Annotated in this window: 13 protein-coding genes; 6 read left to right on the forward strand and 7 right to left on the reverse strand. The window is 69.7% G+C overall.

Features of this window, described 5'->3' with window-relative positions; translation table 11 throughout:
• Window positions 1–17: 17 nt before the first annotated feature.
• Window positions 18–1,898, forward strand: coding sequence for a GGDEF domain-containing protein (locus tag KF892_17075; protein MBX3626735.1), 1,881 nt, complete (start codon window positions 18–20; stop codon window positions 1,896–1,898).
• 4 nt (window positions 1,899–1,902) lie between these two features.
• Here the strand turns inward: KF892_17075 and KF892_17080 are convergent, their stop codons facing one another.
• Together KF892_17080 and KF892_17085 are read right to left on the reverse strand one after the other, a co-directional pair.
• Entirely contained in the window at window positions 1,903–2,856 is a 954-nt protein-coding gene (locus KF892_17080) for a tripartite tricarboxylate transporter substrate binding protein (protein ID MBX3626736.1), read from the reverse strand.
• A gap of 43 nt (window positions 2,857–2,899) precedes the next feature.
• Window positions 2,900–4,066 (reverse strand): NADH:flavin oxidoreductase/NADH oxidase, encoded by a 1,167-nt coding sequence (locus KF892_17085; protein ID MBX3626737.1) that lies wholly within the window; start codon window positions 4,064–4,066, stop codon window positions 2,900–2,902.
• A 224-nt stretch (window positions 4,067–4,290) separates the two neighbouring features.
• Here KF892_17085 and KF892_17090 point away from each other — a divergent pair, with 224 nt between their 5' ends.
• The gene (locus KF892_17090) at window positions 4,291–6,405 is read left to right on the forward strand and encodes an EAL domain-containing protein (protein ID MBX3626738.1); all 2,115 of its coding nucleotides are present in this window, start codon (window positions 4,291–4,293) and stop codon (window positions 6,403–6,405) included.
• 296 nt (window positions 6,406–6,701) lie between these two features.
• Here the strand turns inward: KF892_17090 and KF892_17095 are convergent, their stop codons facing one another.
• Window positions 6,702–8,168, reverse strand: a complete 1,467-nt coding sequence (locus tag KF892_17095) for a DHA2 family efflux MFS transporter permease subunit (GenBank protein ID MBX3626739.1) — start codon at window positions 8,166–8,168, stop codon at window positions 6,702–6,704.
• Window positions 8,169–8,183: 15 nt separating this feature from the next.
• The gene (locus KF892_17100; protein ID MBX3626740.1) at window positions 8,184–8,627 is read right to left on the reverse strand and encodes a VOC family protein; all 444 of its coding nucleotides are present in this window, start codon (window positions 8,625–8,627) and stop codon (window positions 8,184–8,186) included.
• A gap of 108 nt (window positions 8,628–8,735) precedes the next feature.
• Between KF892_17100 and KF892_17105 the strand changes: the two genes are divergently transcribed.
• Complete coding sequence (locus tag KF892_17105) at window positions 8,736–9,404, forward strand: transcriptional regulator (protein ID MBX3626741.1); 669 nt, start codon at window positions 8,736–8,738, stop codon at window positions 9,402–9,404.
• An 18-nt stretch (window positions 9,405–9,422) separates the two neighbouring features.
• On the opposite strand, the gene KF892_17110 is transcribed toward KF892_17105, so the two are convergent.
• The gene (locus KF892_17110; protein ID MBX3626742.1) at window positions 9,423–9,692 is read right to left on the reverse strand and encodes a hypothetical protein; all 270 of its coding nucleotides are present in this window, start codon (window positions 9,690–9,692) and stop codon (window positions 9,423–9,425) included.
• A 116-nt stretch (window positions 9,693–9,808) separates the two neighbouring features.
• Complete coding sequence (locus tag KF892_17115; GenBank protein ID MBX3626743.1) at window positions 9,809–10,672, reverse strand: LysR family transcriptional regulator; 864 nt, start codon at window positions 10,670–10,672, stop codon at window positions 9,809–9,811.
• 85 nt (window positions 10,673–10,757) lie between these two features.
• Between KF892_17115 and KF892_17120 the strand changes: the two genes are divergently transcribed.
• Complete coding sequence (locus KF892_17120) at window positions 10,758–11,693, forward strand: DMT family transporter (protein ID MBX3626744.1); 936 nt, start codon at window positions 10,758–10,760, stop codon at window positions 11,691–11,693.
• Here the strand turns inward: KF892_17120 and KF892_17125 are convergent.
• A complete protein-coding gene (locus KF892_17125; GenBank protein ID MBX3626745.1) occupies window positions 11,641–12,210 on the reverse strand; it encodes a polyisoprenoid-binding protein in 570 nt (189 codons plus the stop codon). The genes KF892_17120 and KF892_17125 overlap by 53 nt on opposite strands.
• Window positions 12,211–12,276: 66 nt before the next feature.
• Between KF892_17125 and KF892_17130 the strand changes: the two genes are divergently transcribed.
• Both KF892_17130 and KF892_17135 read left to right on the forward strand, forming a co-directional pair.
• Complete coding sequence (locus tag KF892_17130) at window positions 12,277–13,338, forward strand: helix-turn-helix transcriptional regulator (protein ID MBX3626746.1); 1,062 nt, start codon at window positions 12,277–12,279, stop codon at window positions 13,336–13,338.
• Window positions 13,339–13,440: 102 nt separating this feature from the next.
• A complete protein-coding gene (locus KF892_17135) occupies window positions 13,441–14,799 on the forward strand; it encodes a serine hydrolase (GenBank protein ID MBX3626747.1) in 1,359 nt (452 codons plus the stop codon).
• Window positions 14,800–14,812 lie beyond the last annotated feature (13 nt).

A 14,812-nucleotide genomic window follows, 5' to 3' on the forward strand; every position in this document is an offset into this window, starting at 1 on the left:
GGTGGCCGTGCGCAAGCGTGGCGAACGAGGCGGCGGCCGAGCTGCGGGCGCTCGTCGAGCAGAGCCAGGCGCAGGTGAAGGTCGACCCCGAGCGCAGCCGCAAGCTCGCCGAGCAAGCGCTCCAGCAATTGGCGGGCCTCCCCGACGCTGACCTGCAGGTGCGCGCCCACTTGCTGCTGTGCGACTACCACTCCGAGCGTGATGGCGCTGCCGCCCAGCGCCACGTGGCCGAGGCGCGCGCACTGCTGCCGCAGCTCAAGCGCCGCGGTCTCGCCGCCGGCCTGCTGGGCTGCGAAGGCACGCTGCAGGAAGCGGCCGGCGACAACGCCCGCGCGCTCGAGCTGTACGAGCAGCAGGTGGCTCTCGCCGAGAAGGCGCAGGACGACGAGATGCAGGCCGACGCGCTCTTCAACCGCGGCCACCTGCGCGGCGTGCGCGGCGAGTTCGCGAGCGGCCTGGCCGATCTCAAGCGATCGCGTGCGCTCTTCGAGCGGCTGCAGATGCCGTACCACGCGCTCACGGTCGAGAACACGATTGCCATCCTCTACAACCGCATGGGCGACCATGTGCAGGCACGGCACTACTACGAGTCGGCGCTGAAGGCGCAGGCCGCGGCCGGCCTGCAGCGCGAGCAGGCGGTGACGCAATACAACCTGGGCCGCTCGCTCGAGAACCTGCGCGAGTGGGACGCCGCCCAGCAAGCCTTCGACAGCGTGCTCAAGCTGAGCCGCGAGCTGAGCTACCCGCGCGGCATCGCCTACGCCTTGCGCGGCCAGGCAGCGGTGCGCAACGCCCGCAACGAGCCCGGCGCGGCGCTGGAGTTGCTCGACCAGGCCACCGAGGTGCAGAAGACGCTGCCCGACGCCCGCCTGCGGGCGCAGATCCAGCTGCAGCGGGGCATTGCCCTGCGCCTGCTGCACCGCCTGCCCGAGAGCGCTGCGGCGCTCAACGAAGCGCTCAAGGTCTTCAGCGATGGTGAGTCGCTCGCCGAGCAGGCCGCCACGCACGGCGCGCTCTCGCAGACGTTCGCCGAGATGGGCGACTGGCGCGGCGCCTTCGAGCAGCAGGCGCGCTTCAAGGCCGCCACCGACCAGGTGCTCACACGCCAGCTCGACGAGCGTTTCGCCACGCTCAAGGTGGAGTACGACAACGCCGCGCGCGACCGCGAGATGGCGCTGCTGCAGCAGTCGCAGAAGGTCACCGAGCACGCGCTCGTGCAGGAGCGCCTGGCGGGCCGCCTGCTGAGCGCGGTGATCGTGCTGGCCGGCATCCTGCTCGTGGTGCTGGGTGTGCTGCTGTGGCGCCACCGGCGCACGAGCGCGGCGATGCGCGGCCTCGCGATGACCGACGAGCTCACCGGCCTGCCCAACCGCCGCGCCGCGCTCACCGAGCTCGAAGCGCAGATGGCCAAGGCCGAGCCGAACTGCGCGCTGCTGCTCGCCGACATCGACCTCTTCAAGGCCATCAACGACAACCACGGCCACCTGGCCGGCGACCAGCTCCTGCGCGCCGTGGCCGAGGCCGTGCGGGCGATCGGCGGTGACGTGAAGAGCCCTGCGCCCTGCCTCTCGCGCTTCGGCGGCGAGGAGTTCATCGCCGTGCTGCCCAAGGTGTCGCTCGACGACGCGCTGGTGGCCGCCGAGCGCTTCCGCGAGCGGGTGGCGGCGCTCGACGTGTCGCGCCACACGCCGGGCCGCAGCGTCACCATCAGCGTGGGCGTGACGCGGCTCGCGGCCGGCGACACGCTCAGCTCGCTGCTGCGGCGTGCCGACGAGGCGCTCTATGCCGCGAAGGACGGCGGGCGCAACCGCGTGGTGTCACGCGTGGTGCCCGAGCCGGTGGTGGATGACGCAGGTGACGAAGACGGCGAGGCCACGCCCTCCGTGCTGCCGGCCTGAGACGTCAGTCGACCGTCGCCCCCGAGTCCTTCACCACCTTCGCCCACTTGGTGATTTCCTTCTGCTGGTAGGCCGCCAGTTCGGCCGGCGTGCCGGTTGCGGGCTCGAGGCCGATGTCGAGCAGCTTCTTGCTCACCTCGGGCGACTTCATGATCTTGCCGACCTCGGCCGAGAGCTTGTCGGTCACGGCCTTGGGCATGTTGGCCGGGCCGAAGAGCGCGAACCACGACACCGCCTCGAAGCCGGGCAGGCCCTGCTCGGCGATGGTCGGGATGTCGGGCGCGGCGGCCGAACGCTTGGCACTCGTCACGCCGATCGCGCGCAGCTTGCCTTCCTTCACCAGCGGCAGGCTCGACGGCATGTTGTCGAACATCATCGTCACACGCCCGCCCAGCAGGTCGGGGATGGCGCCGGCGCGGCCCTTGTACGGGATGTGCTCCATCGGCATGCCCGTCATGCTCTTGAAGAGCTCGCCCGAGACGTGGATCGAGGTGCCCGAGCCCGACGAGGCGAAGGTCATCTTGCCGTCCTTCTTGCCGAGCGCCACCAGCTCCTTCACGTTCTTCGCCGGCACGTCGTTGTTGATGACGAGCATGTTGGGAGTGGTGGCGAGCAGGGTGATGGGGGTGAAGTCCTTCACCATGTCGTAGGGCATCTTCTTGTAGAGCGCGCCGTTGATCGAGTGCGTGCCCACCGTGCCCACGACCACCGTGTACCCGTCGGCCGGCGACTTGGCCACCGCGTCGGCGCCGGTGTTGCCGCCCGCGCCGGGCTTGTTGTCGATGATGGTCGGCACGTTCCACGCGGCGGTGAGCTTCTCGCCGATCAGGCGCGCAATGATGTCGGGCGCACCGCCAGTGGTGAAGGTCACGACGATGTGGATGGGCTTGTCGGGGTAGGCCTGGGCCATCGCGGTCGAGGCGGCCAGGGTCATCGCAGCAACAGTGATGGCTTTCATCAGCATGGGTGTCTCCTGTGGTGTCGTGAAGGGTCGTTCGTGATCAGCCGCGCCATGCGCCGAGCCGGTCGATCAGCTTGGCGCGGCGTGCGAGCCACCAGCCGTAGGGCGGCAGCCAGTGCGTGTAGCGCTCGTTGGCAGGCTGGTCGGCTTCGAGCGCGGTGAGCGCCTTGGCCGGCCAGTTCGGGTCTTCGAGGGCCTGGCGTGCGATGGCCACGAGGTCGGCGCTGCCGTCTTCGAGCGCGCGCTCGGCCTGGTGCGCATCGACGATCAGGCCCACCGCCATCGTCGCGATGCCCGCGCCTTCACGCACCGCCTTCGCATACGGCAGCTGGAAACCGTATTCGCGCGGCACCGCCGAGGCGGTGGGCGAGGTGGTGATGCCGCCCGACGAGCAGTCGATCACGTCGACGCCGATCTTCTTCAGTGCTTTCGCATAGGCCACGCTGTCGTCGATCGACCAGCCGTTCTCCACCGCGTCGACCGACGAGATGCGCACGAAGAGCGGCAGGTGCTGCGGCCAGGCCGCGCGCAGCAGCGTGGCCACTTCGAGCGGCAGGCGCATGCGGCCGGCAAGGGTGCCCCCATAGGCATCGCTGCGTTGGTTGGTGATGGGCGAGAGGAACGAGTGCAAGAGGTAGCCGTGCGCGTTGTGCATCTCCAGCACCTCGAAGCCCGCCTTCAGCGCACGCTCGGCGGCCGAGACGAAATCGCGCTTGAGCTTGGCGATGTCGTCGAGGCTCATCTCGCGTGGCATCAGCCAGCCGGGCTCCACCGCCATCGCGGTGGGCGCGATCACGGGCCAGGGCACTTCGCCGCGCGCGGTGTCGCTCGCGTCCATCGGCCCGTTGCCCTGCCAGGGCCGCTGCATGCTCGCCTTGCGGCCGGCGTGTGCGATCTGGATGGCGGGCGTGGCCCCGTGCGCCTTGAGGAAACGCGCGATGCGGGCCAGCGGCTCCACCTGTGCGTCGTTCCACAGCCCGAGGTCGCCGTGGGTGATGCGGCCTTCGGGCTGCACCGCGGTCGCTTCCACGAACACGAGCCCCGCACCGCCGAGCGCGTAGCGCCCGAGGTGCACGAGGTGGAAGTCGCTCGCCACGCCATCGGTGGCGGAGTAGGTGCACATCGGCGCAATGACGATGCGATTGCGCAGCGTCAAGCTGCGCAGGGTGAGAGCTTGCTGCAGTCGTGACATCTTGGGCAGAGCCATTTGGAGTGAACAGGCACTGACCATGTTGCGGCGTTTGAAGTGGCCTGTCACTCAAGGACTTCCAGAGTTCAGGGTGTCGTGCGTGTGACAGGCGCTGCCGTGAATCAACTCACGCGAGCCTTGTTTCTGTTAGCACACCCATGCTGAAACGCTGGCGCAAGTGGCGCGCCGCCCTGACCATAGCGACCTGCGCTCAGGCCCCAACCACACAATTCCAAGTGACCATGCACCCCGAACCACAAGCCCTGGACGCGCTGCTCCCAGCGCGCGCCCTCGATGCCTTGTATGAAGAGGCGGCGCAGGGTCTCGACGCCATCGGCCACCTGAGCTGGGACGACACCGGCGCCCTGCATGGCACGCCCGCGGCGCTGGCCATCCTCGGCCTGCGTGCCACCGAGACACCCACTGTGCGCGGCCTGCTTGCGATGGTGCGGCGCAGCCGCCAGGCGGCCCTGATGGCTGCGTGGAACGACGCGGTGAGCGCACGCCAGCGGCGCATCGAGATGGAGCTGCCGTGCGTGCTCGCGAGTGGCGCGCTGCGCCACGTGCGCACTGTCGCGGTCGTCGAATACACCCCCTTCGGCCAGGTGCGCCAGGTGGTCGCGGCCGTGCAGGACGTGACGCTCGCGCAGCAACTCTCGGTGGCGCTCACCGCCGCCGAAGGCCGGCTCGAAGAAGCCCAGCAGATGGCTGACTTCGGCTCCTGGGAGTGGGACTTCCAGCGCAACCGCGCCATCTATTCCGCCGAGGCCTTGCGCATCACCGGCATGGGCAACACCGCCACCGTCTCGTCGGGCCTCGACCAGGCGGCGGGGCTCATCCCACCCGAGCAGCGCGAGGCGGTGCTCGAGATGTTCCGCCGAGCGGTGCGCGAACGCCTGCCCTCGCTGCGCTACGACTACCACGTGGCCGATGCCACCGGCCAGCGCCGCGAACTGCACGGCCGCGCCAAGCTCGTGTACGACGGCGCCGGCAAGCTGCGCCGCATGCTGGGCACGATCCAGGACGTGACCGAGTTGCGCGACTACCGCCGGCAAGTGCATTCACTCGCGTTCTTCGACCCCGTCACCGCGCTGCCCAACCGCAGCTGGCTGATCGAGCGCATGCACCAGGCGCTGTCGCAGATGAACGGCCCCGGCCACCCAGCGGAGTTCGGCATGCTGATGCTGGGGCTCGACCAGTTCAAGAAGGTCAACGACTCGCTCGGCCACTCGGCCGGCGACGAGCTGCTCAAGCTCGTGGGCGCGCGCCTCTCGCATTCGATGCGCGAGACCGACGTGGTGGCGCGCCTGACGGGCGACGCTTTCGCCATCCTCGCCCCCGAGGTGCGCCAGGCCGACGTGCTGGCGCGGGTGGCGAGCAAGCTGCTGCAAGCGCTCTCGGCGCCGTTCGACCTCAACGGCACCGATGTCTTCGTGACCGCCAGCATCGGCGCGGCGCTCTACCCGAGCGATGGCAACAGCGCCGAGGCGCTGCTGCAGCACGCCGACGCCGCGCTCTCGCACGCCAAGGCGCGCGGGCGCAACAACGTGCAGTTCTATTCGCCGCAGCTCACCGCGCAGGCGTCACACCGCCTGATGCTGGAGAGCGAGCTGCGCCGTGGTGTGGAGCGGCAGGAGCTGCTGCTGCACTACCAGCCCAAGTTCGACCTTGCCACGCAGAAGCTCGTGGGCGCCGAAGCGCTGATGCGCTGGTGCCAGCCGCAGCGCGGCATGGTGTCGCCGATGAGCTTCATTCCGCTGGCGGAAGAAACCGGCCTCATCGTGCGCATGGGCACCTGGGCACTGCACGAGTCGTGTCATGCAGTCGCGAGCTGGAACCGCGAGCGTGCGGCCGACCCGCTGAAGATCGCGGTCAACCTGTCGGCCCGCCAGTTCGCCGAAGGGCACAACCTGGTGGAAGCGGTGCAGGGCGCGTTGACAGCCAGTGCCTGCAAGCCGGAGTGGCTGGAACTCGAGATCACCGAAAGCCTGCTGCTCGACGGCAGCGAAGGCGTGCGACAAAGTCTGGAAGCGCTCTCGGCGATGGGCATCACGATTGCGATCGATGACTTCGGCACCGGGTATTCGGCGCTGGGCTACCTCACCCGTTTGCCGGTGCAAACCTTGAAGATCGACCGCAGCTTCGTGTCGGAGCTGCCTCACAACGGCAAGAGCGCCGAGCTGGTGAAGGCCATCGTGTCGGTGGGGCGCTCGCTCAACATGGCGTTGGTGGCGGAGGGTGTCGAGACGGCTGAGCAGGCTGAGTACCTGAAGAACGCGGGGTGCCATTTGGCCCAGGGTTATCTCTTCGGGCGGCCGCTGGAGATGGCGGCGTTCGACAAGCTGCTCAGTTCCTGAGGTCTGAGCGAGCCTGGGCCGATGGGTACCGGGCTCCGCTCATGTCCCCCGAAGAAACCCGCTCTCGCGGTTTTCTTCTCCTCCTTTACTTCGCTGCGCCCGGTACCCATCGTCCCAGGCAAGCCACCAAAGTGGCATGCCGATAGGTGGCGTGCCGCGATGGTGCAGATCGTGTCGACGGGGTGCCCTGCGCAGCGAAGTAAAGGAAGGAATCGATGAACGCGGGAGCGTTCATCGAGGAGGGACATGAGCGGAGCAGGGCACCCCGTCGGCACGATCCCGCTCAGAGCCCAAAATCACACGGTGGCGGGCCCCACAGAATCATGCGAGTTCGCGACAGGCCCAGAGACACGCAGCAGCCCCGCCCCGATCAACCCCGCCGCAGCCGCAAAGCACGCGCCGACGACGAACGCGATCGCATAACCGCCACTCAGCGCCACCGGCGTGCTCGCGCCCATCGACAGCAAGGCATCGCGCCGCGCATCGGCCAGGCTCGCCAGCACCGCCAGGCCAAGCGAGCCGCCCATCATGAACGAGGTGTTGACGATGCCCGAGGCCAGGCCGGAATCGGCGGGTGACACATCGCTCATCGCCGCCAGCAGCACCGGGTTGAACGCGATGCCGGCGCCCAGGCCGAGCAGCAGCATGCCCGGCAGCACGTCGACCCAGAAGGTGCCGTCGACCGGCGCACGTGCGAAGAGCGCGAGGCCCACCGCGGCCATCAAGAGGCCGGCCGCGAGCGGCTTGCGCAGGCCGAAGCGCATCACCATCTTGGCCGAGATGCCCAGCGAGAAGATGGCCATGATGATGTTCGACGGCAGGAAGGCGAGGCCCACCTGCATCGGCGTGTAGTCGAGCACCAGCTGCAGGTAGAGCGCCGAGATGAAGAACCACGCGAACATGCCGGCGGCCCACAGCACGCCCACCACGTTCGAGACGGCGAGGTTGCGCGAGCGGAAGAGCTTGAGCGGCATCAGCGGGTGCTGCACACGTGCTTCGATGGCGACGAAGACGCCCAGCAACACCACGGCCGCGGCCAGCAGGCCGAGGGTCTGCGTGGAGCCCCAGCCGGCCTGGTTGCCGTTCACCACCGCATAGACCGCGAGCAGCATCGCGGCCGTCACCGTGATGGCGCCGCCCACGTCGAGCTTCTCGCCGTGCGCCTGGCCGCGGCCCTTCGGCAGCAGGCCCATGCTGAGTGCGTAGACCAGCACGCCGATCGGCAGGTTGACGAGGAAGATCCAGTGCCAGTTGAGGCTGCTCGTGAGCAGGCCACCCAGCAGCACGCCCACGCTGCCGCCACCGGCGCAGACGAAGCCGTAGATGCCCATCGCCTTGGCGCGGTCGGCCGGCGCGGTGAAGAGGTTCATGATCAGCGAGAGCGACACCGCCGACACCACCGCACCGCCGATGCCCTGCACCGCGCGCGCGACGATGAGCATCGCCTGGCCTTGGGCCAGCCCGCACGCGGCCGACGCAGCGGTGAAGAGCACGAGGCCCAGCAGGAAGAGCTTGCGGTGGCCGTACAGGTCGCCCAGCCGGCCGCCGAGCAGCAGGAAGCCGCCGAAGGTCAGCATGTAGGCGTTGACCACCCACACGAGCGACGTTTCGGTGAAACCGAGGTCGGCGCGGATCGAGGGCAGGGCCACGTTCACGATGGTCGTGTCGAGCACGATCATCAGCACGCCGATGCACAGCACGGCGAGTGCCGTCCAGCGTTTCTTGTCGTCGATCTTCTTGTCGTCGAGGGTGGGGGTCGTCATGGAGATCCTTGAAGCTCAGCCCATCTCTTTGGGGCCGCCGTTGATGAGCCAGCAGGTGCCGAAGCGGTCGACCACCGCGCCGAAGGCCTCGGCCCAGAAGGTGGGCGACATCGGCATGTCGACACGGCCGCCGGTGGCGAAGGTGTCGAACACCTTGCGCGCTTCGGCGACGGTCGGGTAGGTGAGGGCGAGGCCGAAACCCTTCTGGCCCTCGTAGGGCTGGCCGGGCATGGTATCGGAGGCGAGCAGGCGCTGTTCGCCGACCAGCAGCGACGCATGCAGGATGCGGTTCTTCACCTCGGGCGGCGCGTCTGCCGGCGCGCGCATCGCCGGGTCGGGCGACTCCGAGAGTTTCATCATCATCTCGAGCTTGCCGCCCAGCGTCTTCTCGTAGAAGCGCATGGCGTCGGCGCAGGTGCCGTCGAAGTTGAGGTAGGCGTCGATGGTCGGTGTGCTCATGGTCGGGGCTCCTGAGGTGGGAGGGGGTTGGGCGGCCAGTCTAAGCACGTTAGTCCTGAAAAACAACTGACAAGTTGTGAGTCAGGATTTGGCGGTAGACTGCCCCGCATGAGCTTCAAGCGCAGTTACGAAGACGGGTGCGCCGCCGCGCACGCACTCGACCTGGTGGGGGAGCGCTGGGCGCTCCTCATCGTGCGCGAGCTGGTGTTCGGCGGCAAGCGCTTCACCGACCTGCGCGCCGGCCTGCCCGGCATCAGCCCCAACGTGCTCACGCTGCGGCTCGAAGAGCTGGAGCAGGCCTCGGTGCTGCGGCGCCGCCGCCTCTTGCCGCCGGCCGCCACCTACGTCTACGAGCTCACCGACTGGGGCCGCGAACTCGCGCCGCTGCTGAGCGCGCTGGGCCGCTGGGGCTCACGCTCGCCCTTGATGACACAGGGGCTGCCGGTGTCGACGGCGTCGTTGATGATGTCCCTGCAGACGCTCTTCAGCGCCGAACTCGCGGGCGACTTCCGCGCCACGATCGGGCTGCGGCTCGGCGACGAGCGCTTCCATGCGGTGGTGGCCGAAGGCAGCATCGCCGTCGAGCGTGGCGAGGCCGAGACACCCGATGCCGTGATCACCGGCAGCACGGCGGCACTGGCCGACGTGATCTATGGCGGGCGCAAGCTCACCGAGGCGGTCAAGGCCGGCGACCTCGCCCTCGACGGCGACAAGGCCGCCGTCAAGCGTTTCGTCACGCTCTTCGTGTTGCCCGAGCCGGTGCCGGCCGCGGGCTGAACGCAACGGGAAAGAAGCTCAGGAGTCGAGCGGCGACAGGCGCTCCGACATCTGCTGGCAGATCGTGCTGCCGAGTGCGCTCACGCGCAGCTGGCCGCCGTGCCATTCGAGCCAGCCCAGGGCCACGTAGTTGTCGATGAAGGTTTCGTCGACGAGGTCGGCGCGGCGGCGCTGCAGCAGGTTGACCGTGTCCAGCAGCGCATCGCGCAGGACTTCATGGCGGGTGAGGCCATGCTGGGCCGCGGCGGGGTGGTGACGACCGTAGGTCTGTGCAGTGGCAAACGACATGAGGAACTCCGTGAAGGGGTGACAACGTTGGCGTCATCGTCGCGGAAGCGGCTCGCCTTGCCTGTAGGACAACCGGCCGGCCGACCGTCATCGGCCGGCGGATTTGTGGCACTGCATCATTCCGCGCGGCGCAGCGTGGCGACGACCTGCTCCTGCAGGGCGTCGACGGCCGCCGAGCCCGCCGAGGCCTTGCTGCGCAGCGCGGCGACTTCCATCGGCGGCAGCGCCGGCAGGCCCTGCCGTTCGCCGAGGATCTGCAGCCCCGTCGGCACGCTGCAGCGGGTGAGCGCGGCGATCGCGAGGCCGCTCTCCACCGCCGCCACGTGGCCGGGCAGGCTGGAGCTGTTGTAGACGATGCGATGCCGGCGGCCGTGGGCGGCGAGGGCGGACAGTGCACCTCGCCGTGCGAGGCTGCCCGGTTCGTAGACGGCGATGGGCAGCGGGTCGCGCCGCCAAGCTTCGTGCTGGGGAGCCCCCACCCACACCAGCGGCTCGTGGAAGAGCAGGGTGCCTCGCTGCGGCCGGTCGCGCGTGACGACGGCCAGGTCGATCTCGCCCCGCTGCACCCGAGGGATCAGCAGCGTGGACTGCTCGCACACGAGGGTGAGTTCGACGGCCGCATGCCGCGCGGCGAAGCTGCGCAGCACGGGGGCGAGGTAGGCCACCGCATAGTCGTCGGGCACGCCGAGTGTCACGCGGCCGGAGAGGGCCGGGCCCCGCAGTGCGGCGACCGCCTCGTCGTGCAGCGCCAGCACGCGGCGCGCGTAGCCGAGCAGCTCATGGCCGCTCGCGGTGAGCTCCAGCAGGCGCGGGCCGCGGCTCAGCACCGGGCGGCCGATGGCGTCTTCGAGCTTCTTGAGCTGCATGCTCAGCGCCGATTGCGAGCGGTGCACCAGCGGCGCGGCGGCAGTGAGCGAGCCGGCGTCGACCACCGCCACGAAGGCGCGCAGCCAGTCGAGTTGCAGGTCGTTCGAGGCCATGGTGCTCCACTATTCGATTAGCGCATGATAGGCGTTCGAACTATGCGCTTTACGGGATTGTGGTGCGTGACCACAGTGCCGTGCCATGAACCCGAACGACCGCACCGCGTTGCGCCACGGCACCATCTTGGTGGTGGCTGGGGGCCTGCTCCTGGGCACGCTCGGCGTGTTCGTCGAAGAGGCCGGGGCGCACCCACTCACCACCGTGTGGTGCCGCTGTGCCTTCGGCCTGCTGGCGCTGAGCGTGTGGGGCCTGGCGTCTCGCCGCCTGGGCGAGCTGCGCCTGCCGTGGCGCGCGTGGCGATGGGCCGCGGCGGCGGCGCTGCTGATGATCGTCAACTGGGCGCTTTTCTTCGCGGCCATCCCCCGCCTGTCGATCGGGCTGGCCACCGTGGTGTTCCACGTGCAGCCGCTGTGGGTGCTGGTGCTGGGCGCGTGGTGGTGGCGCCAGCCGGTCACCGCGCGGCAGTGGGGCGCGGTGCTCGTGGCGCTGCTTGGCCTGGGCCTGGCCTCGGGCCTGCTCGACGAAGCCTGGCCCGGCGACCCGCAGCGTTATGCGCTGGGGCTGCTCATGTGCTTCGGCGGCTCCCTGAGCTATGCGCTCGTCACGCTGATCGCGAAGGCGGCGAAGGAGGTCGGCTCGTTGGCGATGGCGTGGTGGCAATGCGCCATCGGCACCGTGCTGCTGCTGGCGTGGCCGCTGCTGCACGGCTGGCCCGCGGGTGGTGCGGCGTGGGCCTGGCTGGCCGGGCTCGGCGCGCTGCACACCGGCCTTGCGTATGTGCTGCTCTACGCGGGCATGGCCCGCCTGCCCACCGATCGCATCGCGGTGCTGCAGTTCGTCTACCCGCTGGCGGCGATCGGGGTCGACTGGATCGTCTACGGCCGCGCCTTGAGCCCCGTGCAGCTGGGTGGGGCCGCGCTGATGGCGCTGGCCCTCTTGAGCCTCAAGCGAGGCCCGTCCGGGCTCACTCGGCCTGCACCGCCTCGACCTGGATGCGCAGGCCCACGTCCATCTTGAAACCCCAATCCTTGCCAGCGTCCATGCCGAAGTCGGCGCGGTTGATCGTGGCCGACGCATCGGCACCGCACCAGTCGCGCTTGAGCATGGGGTGCGGGATGCACTTGAAGGTGTGGATGGTGAGCGTCACTGGCTTGGTCACGCCGCGCAGCGTGAGCTCGCCCACCACGCGAGAGGGGGCGTCGTTGCTGAAGCCGTCGAGCTTGCCCGTGTAGCGCGCCTGCGGGAATTTGGCGGTGTCGAAGAGCTCGGCTTCGCGCGCCTTGCTGTTCATGATGTCGAGGCCGAAGTCGATGCTGGTCACGTCCATCGTGATGTCGACGCTGCCGCTGCCGGCCGCCTTGTCGAGCACGATGGTGCCGGTGTTCTTGTTGATCTTGCCGCGCCACATCGACATGCCCATGTGGTCGGCCTCGAAGCTCGGGAAGGTGTGCATCGGGTCGACGGTGTAGGTGGCCGGGGCGGCGTGCGCGGCGGCGGCCAGGGCCAGCATGCTGAAGAGGGCGAGTGCTTTCATCGGTCGGCTCGGGCAGGGGTGGCGGGGAGCGCGATGGTGCCACGCCCGGCTACGATGCGCGCCGACATGGATGCTGCCACCCTGCACACGCTCGACGTCGCGCTGCGCGCGGGGCTGGTCACGCTGATGCTCTTCGTGGGGGCGGTGCTGTGGCGCGACGCCCGCTCTCCATCGTGCCGGCCCGGGGCGCTGGTGGCGCTGGGCGTGGCCGCGTATGCGCTGCAGTCGTCGGCCGGCTTCGCGGGCTGGCCGCCCTTGTGGCGTGCGCCGGTGGCGATGCTGTCGACGGGCAATGCCGTCATGTTCTGGCTCTTCGCACGCTCTCTCTTCGAGGACGACTTCCGCTGGCACCCGCGGCACGCGCTGCTGTGGGCGGTGCTGGCGGGGCTGGCGCTCTTCGGCTGCGTGTTCGGCCCGCGGCTGTGGCTGGGTCTCACGATCACGGGCGTCACGCTCGGCTTCTCGGTGCTGGCCGTGGCGCAGACGCTCGCCTCCTGGCGCGCCGACCTGGTGGAGCGGCGGCGCCGGCTGCGCGTCTTCATCGTTGGCGCGGGTGCGCTCTACACGGTGGTGCAGATGGGCCCGCGCCTCGGGTCGGCCGGGCCGGTCGGGCCGGTGCTGGCGCTGGTCGACATGGCGATGCTGTCGGCCATCGCGCTCGTCGTGTCGTGGCGGCTCATCGCCGTGCCGAGCCAGGGCCTGCTGGTGCCGACCCAGCCGCCGCCCTTGCCGGTGCCCGAGACCCGCACCCCGGCCGCGGCCACCGCCCCAGAGCCGCCGGTCGACCCGGCGCTCATCGCCGCGCTCGAGCGCCTGATGGCCGAAGAGCGGGTCTACCGCGAAGAAGGCTTGACCATCGCCCGCCTGGCGGAACGGCTCGCCGTGCCCGAGTACAAGCTGCGCCGCGCCATCAACCAGGGCCTGGGCTACCGCAACTTCAACGTCTTCCTCAACCGCTACCGGCTCGACGAGGCCAAGGCCGCGCTGGCCGACCCGGCGCAGGCGCCCGTGCCGGTGCTGACCATCGCGCTCGACGCCGGCTTCCAGTCGCTCGGCCCCTTCAACCGCGCCTTCAAGGCCGAGACGGGCCAGACGCCGACCGAATTCCGCAAAGCAGCATTGACCTGAGCTTTCGCTCGCCGATTTCAGGAATCGGCCAGCCGATTCCGGCATGGGCAAGACGCGGCCGGGGCGCTTTCGCATCCTGAGGGCTCTATTCAGGAGCCTTCGATGACCCTCAACACCTTTCTTCCCCGTCTCGGCTGGCTGATGGCCGTGAGCGTCGCCCTCGGCGCCTTGGCGGGCTGCAGCAGTTTCTCGCCCGGCCACGGCCTCAAGGTGGCGACCGCCGGTGTCAGCCAGACCTTGTGCTCGGCGGTCTTCGTGTCGGGCCGCGATGTCGACCAGGCCTACCGCGAGGAGATGCGGCCGCAAGGCGGCATGTGGATGCTCGACTGGGGCCTGCGCTACGAACTTGACCGCGACCGCCGCGAGGTGCGCACCCGGGTCTACGGCGCCTACCCCAGCCGCGCCGTCTACCGCGACGGCATGGGCTGCCTGCTCGACAACGGGCACATCCCGCCGGCGGTGGCGTCGGGCCCGCGGGCGGCGGTGACGCCGGTGCTCCCCGAGATTGCCGGCCCCGGGTTGGTCACGCCCGCTTCCCCGAAGCTGCAGGCTGCGCTCGACGCCGCGTTCGACCCCGCCTGGCAGGCCACCAAGGCGGTGGTCGTGCTGCACCGCGGGCGCGTCGTCGCCGAGCGTTACGCGCCCGACGTGACGATGCACACCGCCTGGCACGCGCACTCCATCAGCAAGTCGGCCACGCACGCGCTGGTGGGCGTGCTCGCCTTGCAGGGCCGGCTCGACCCCAAGCCGCTCGACCCGCTCCTGCGCATGACCGAGGGCAAGGCGCGTTTCCGCGGCTACAACGGCTTCGACGACGCCACCCGCATGTGGTCGCTCGAGCCCGACATGGCCGCCTATGCCGAGAGCCGTCCGCAGGAAGTGCCGCCCGGCACCCGCTGGGACTACAGCGACCCCGGCTACATGCGCGCCTCGAAGGCGATCCGCGATGCGGTCGGCGGCACCGCGGCCGACGTGCAGCGCTTCGCCCACGCCGAACTCTTCGGCCTGCTCGGCATGCGCTCGGTGGTGATGGAGTTCGACGCCGCCGGCACCCCCGTGGGCGCGAGCCACTTCTACGGCACGGCGCGCGACTGGGCCAAGCTCGGCCTGCTCTATCTCTACGACGGCGAGGTGGGCGGTGAGCGCCTGCTGCCGCGCGACTGGGCGCACCAGGCCGCGACGCAGACGCTCGACACCGGCTACGGCGCCGGCTTCTGGCTCAACCTGCCGGCCACGAGCCGGCACCCGCTCGGCTTCCCCTGGGGCCTGCCCGGCGCTCCGGCCGATGCCTACTTCGGCTACGGCTACCTCGGGCAGTACCTGATCGTCGTGCCGAGCCAGCAGCTCGTGATCGTGCGCTTCGGGCTCACGCACGAGGCGGGTGGCGGCCGGGTGCAGGCCGGCCGGCTGGTCGCTGACGTCATCGATGCGCTCGCCCAGCAGAACGTCGCTGTCCGCTGAGCGTCAGCACAAA

Origin of the sequence: Rhizobacter sp., assembly GCA_019635355.1 — a bacterium.
GTDB lineage: Bacteria > Pseudomonadota > Gammaproteobacteria > Burkholderiales > Burkholderiaceae_C > Rhizobacter.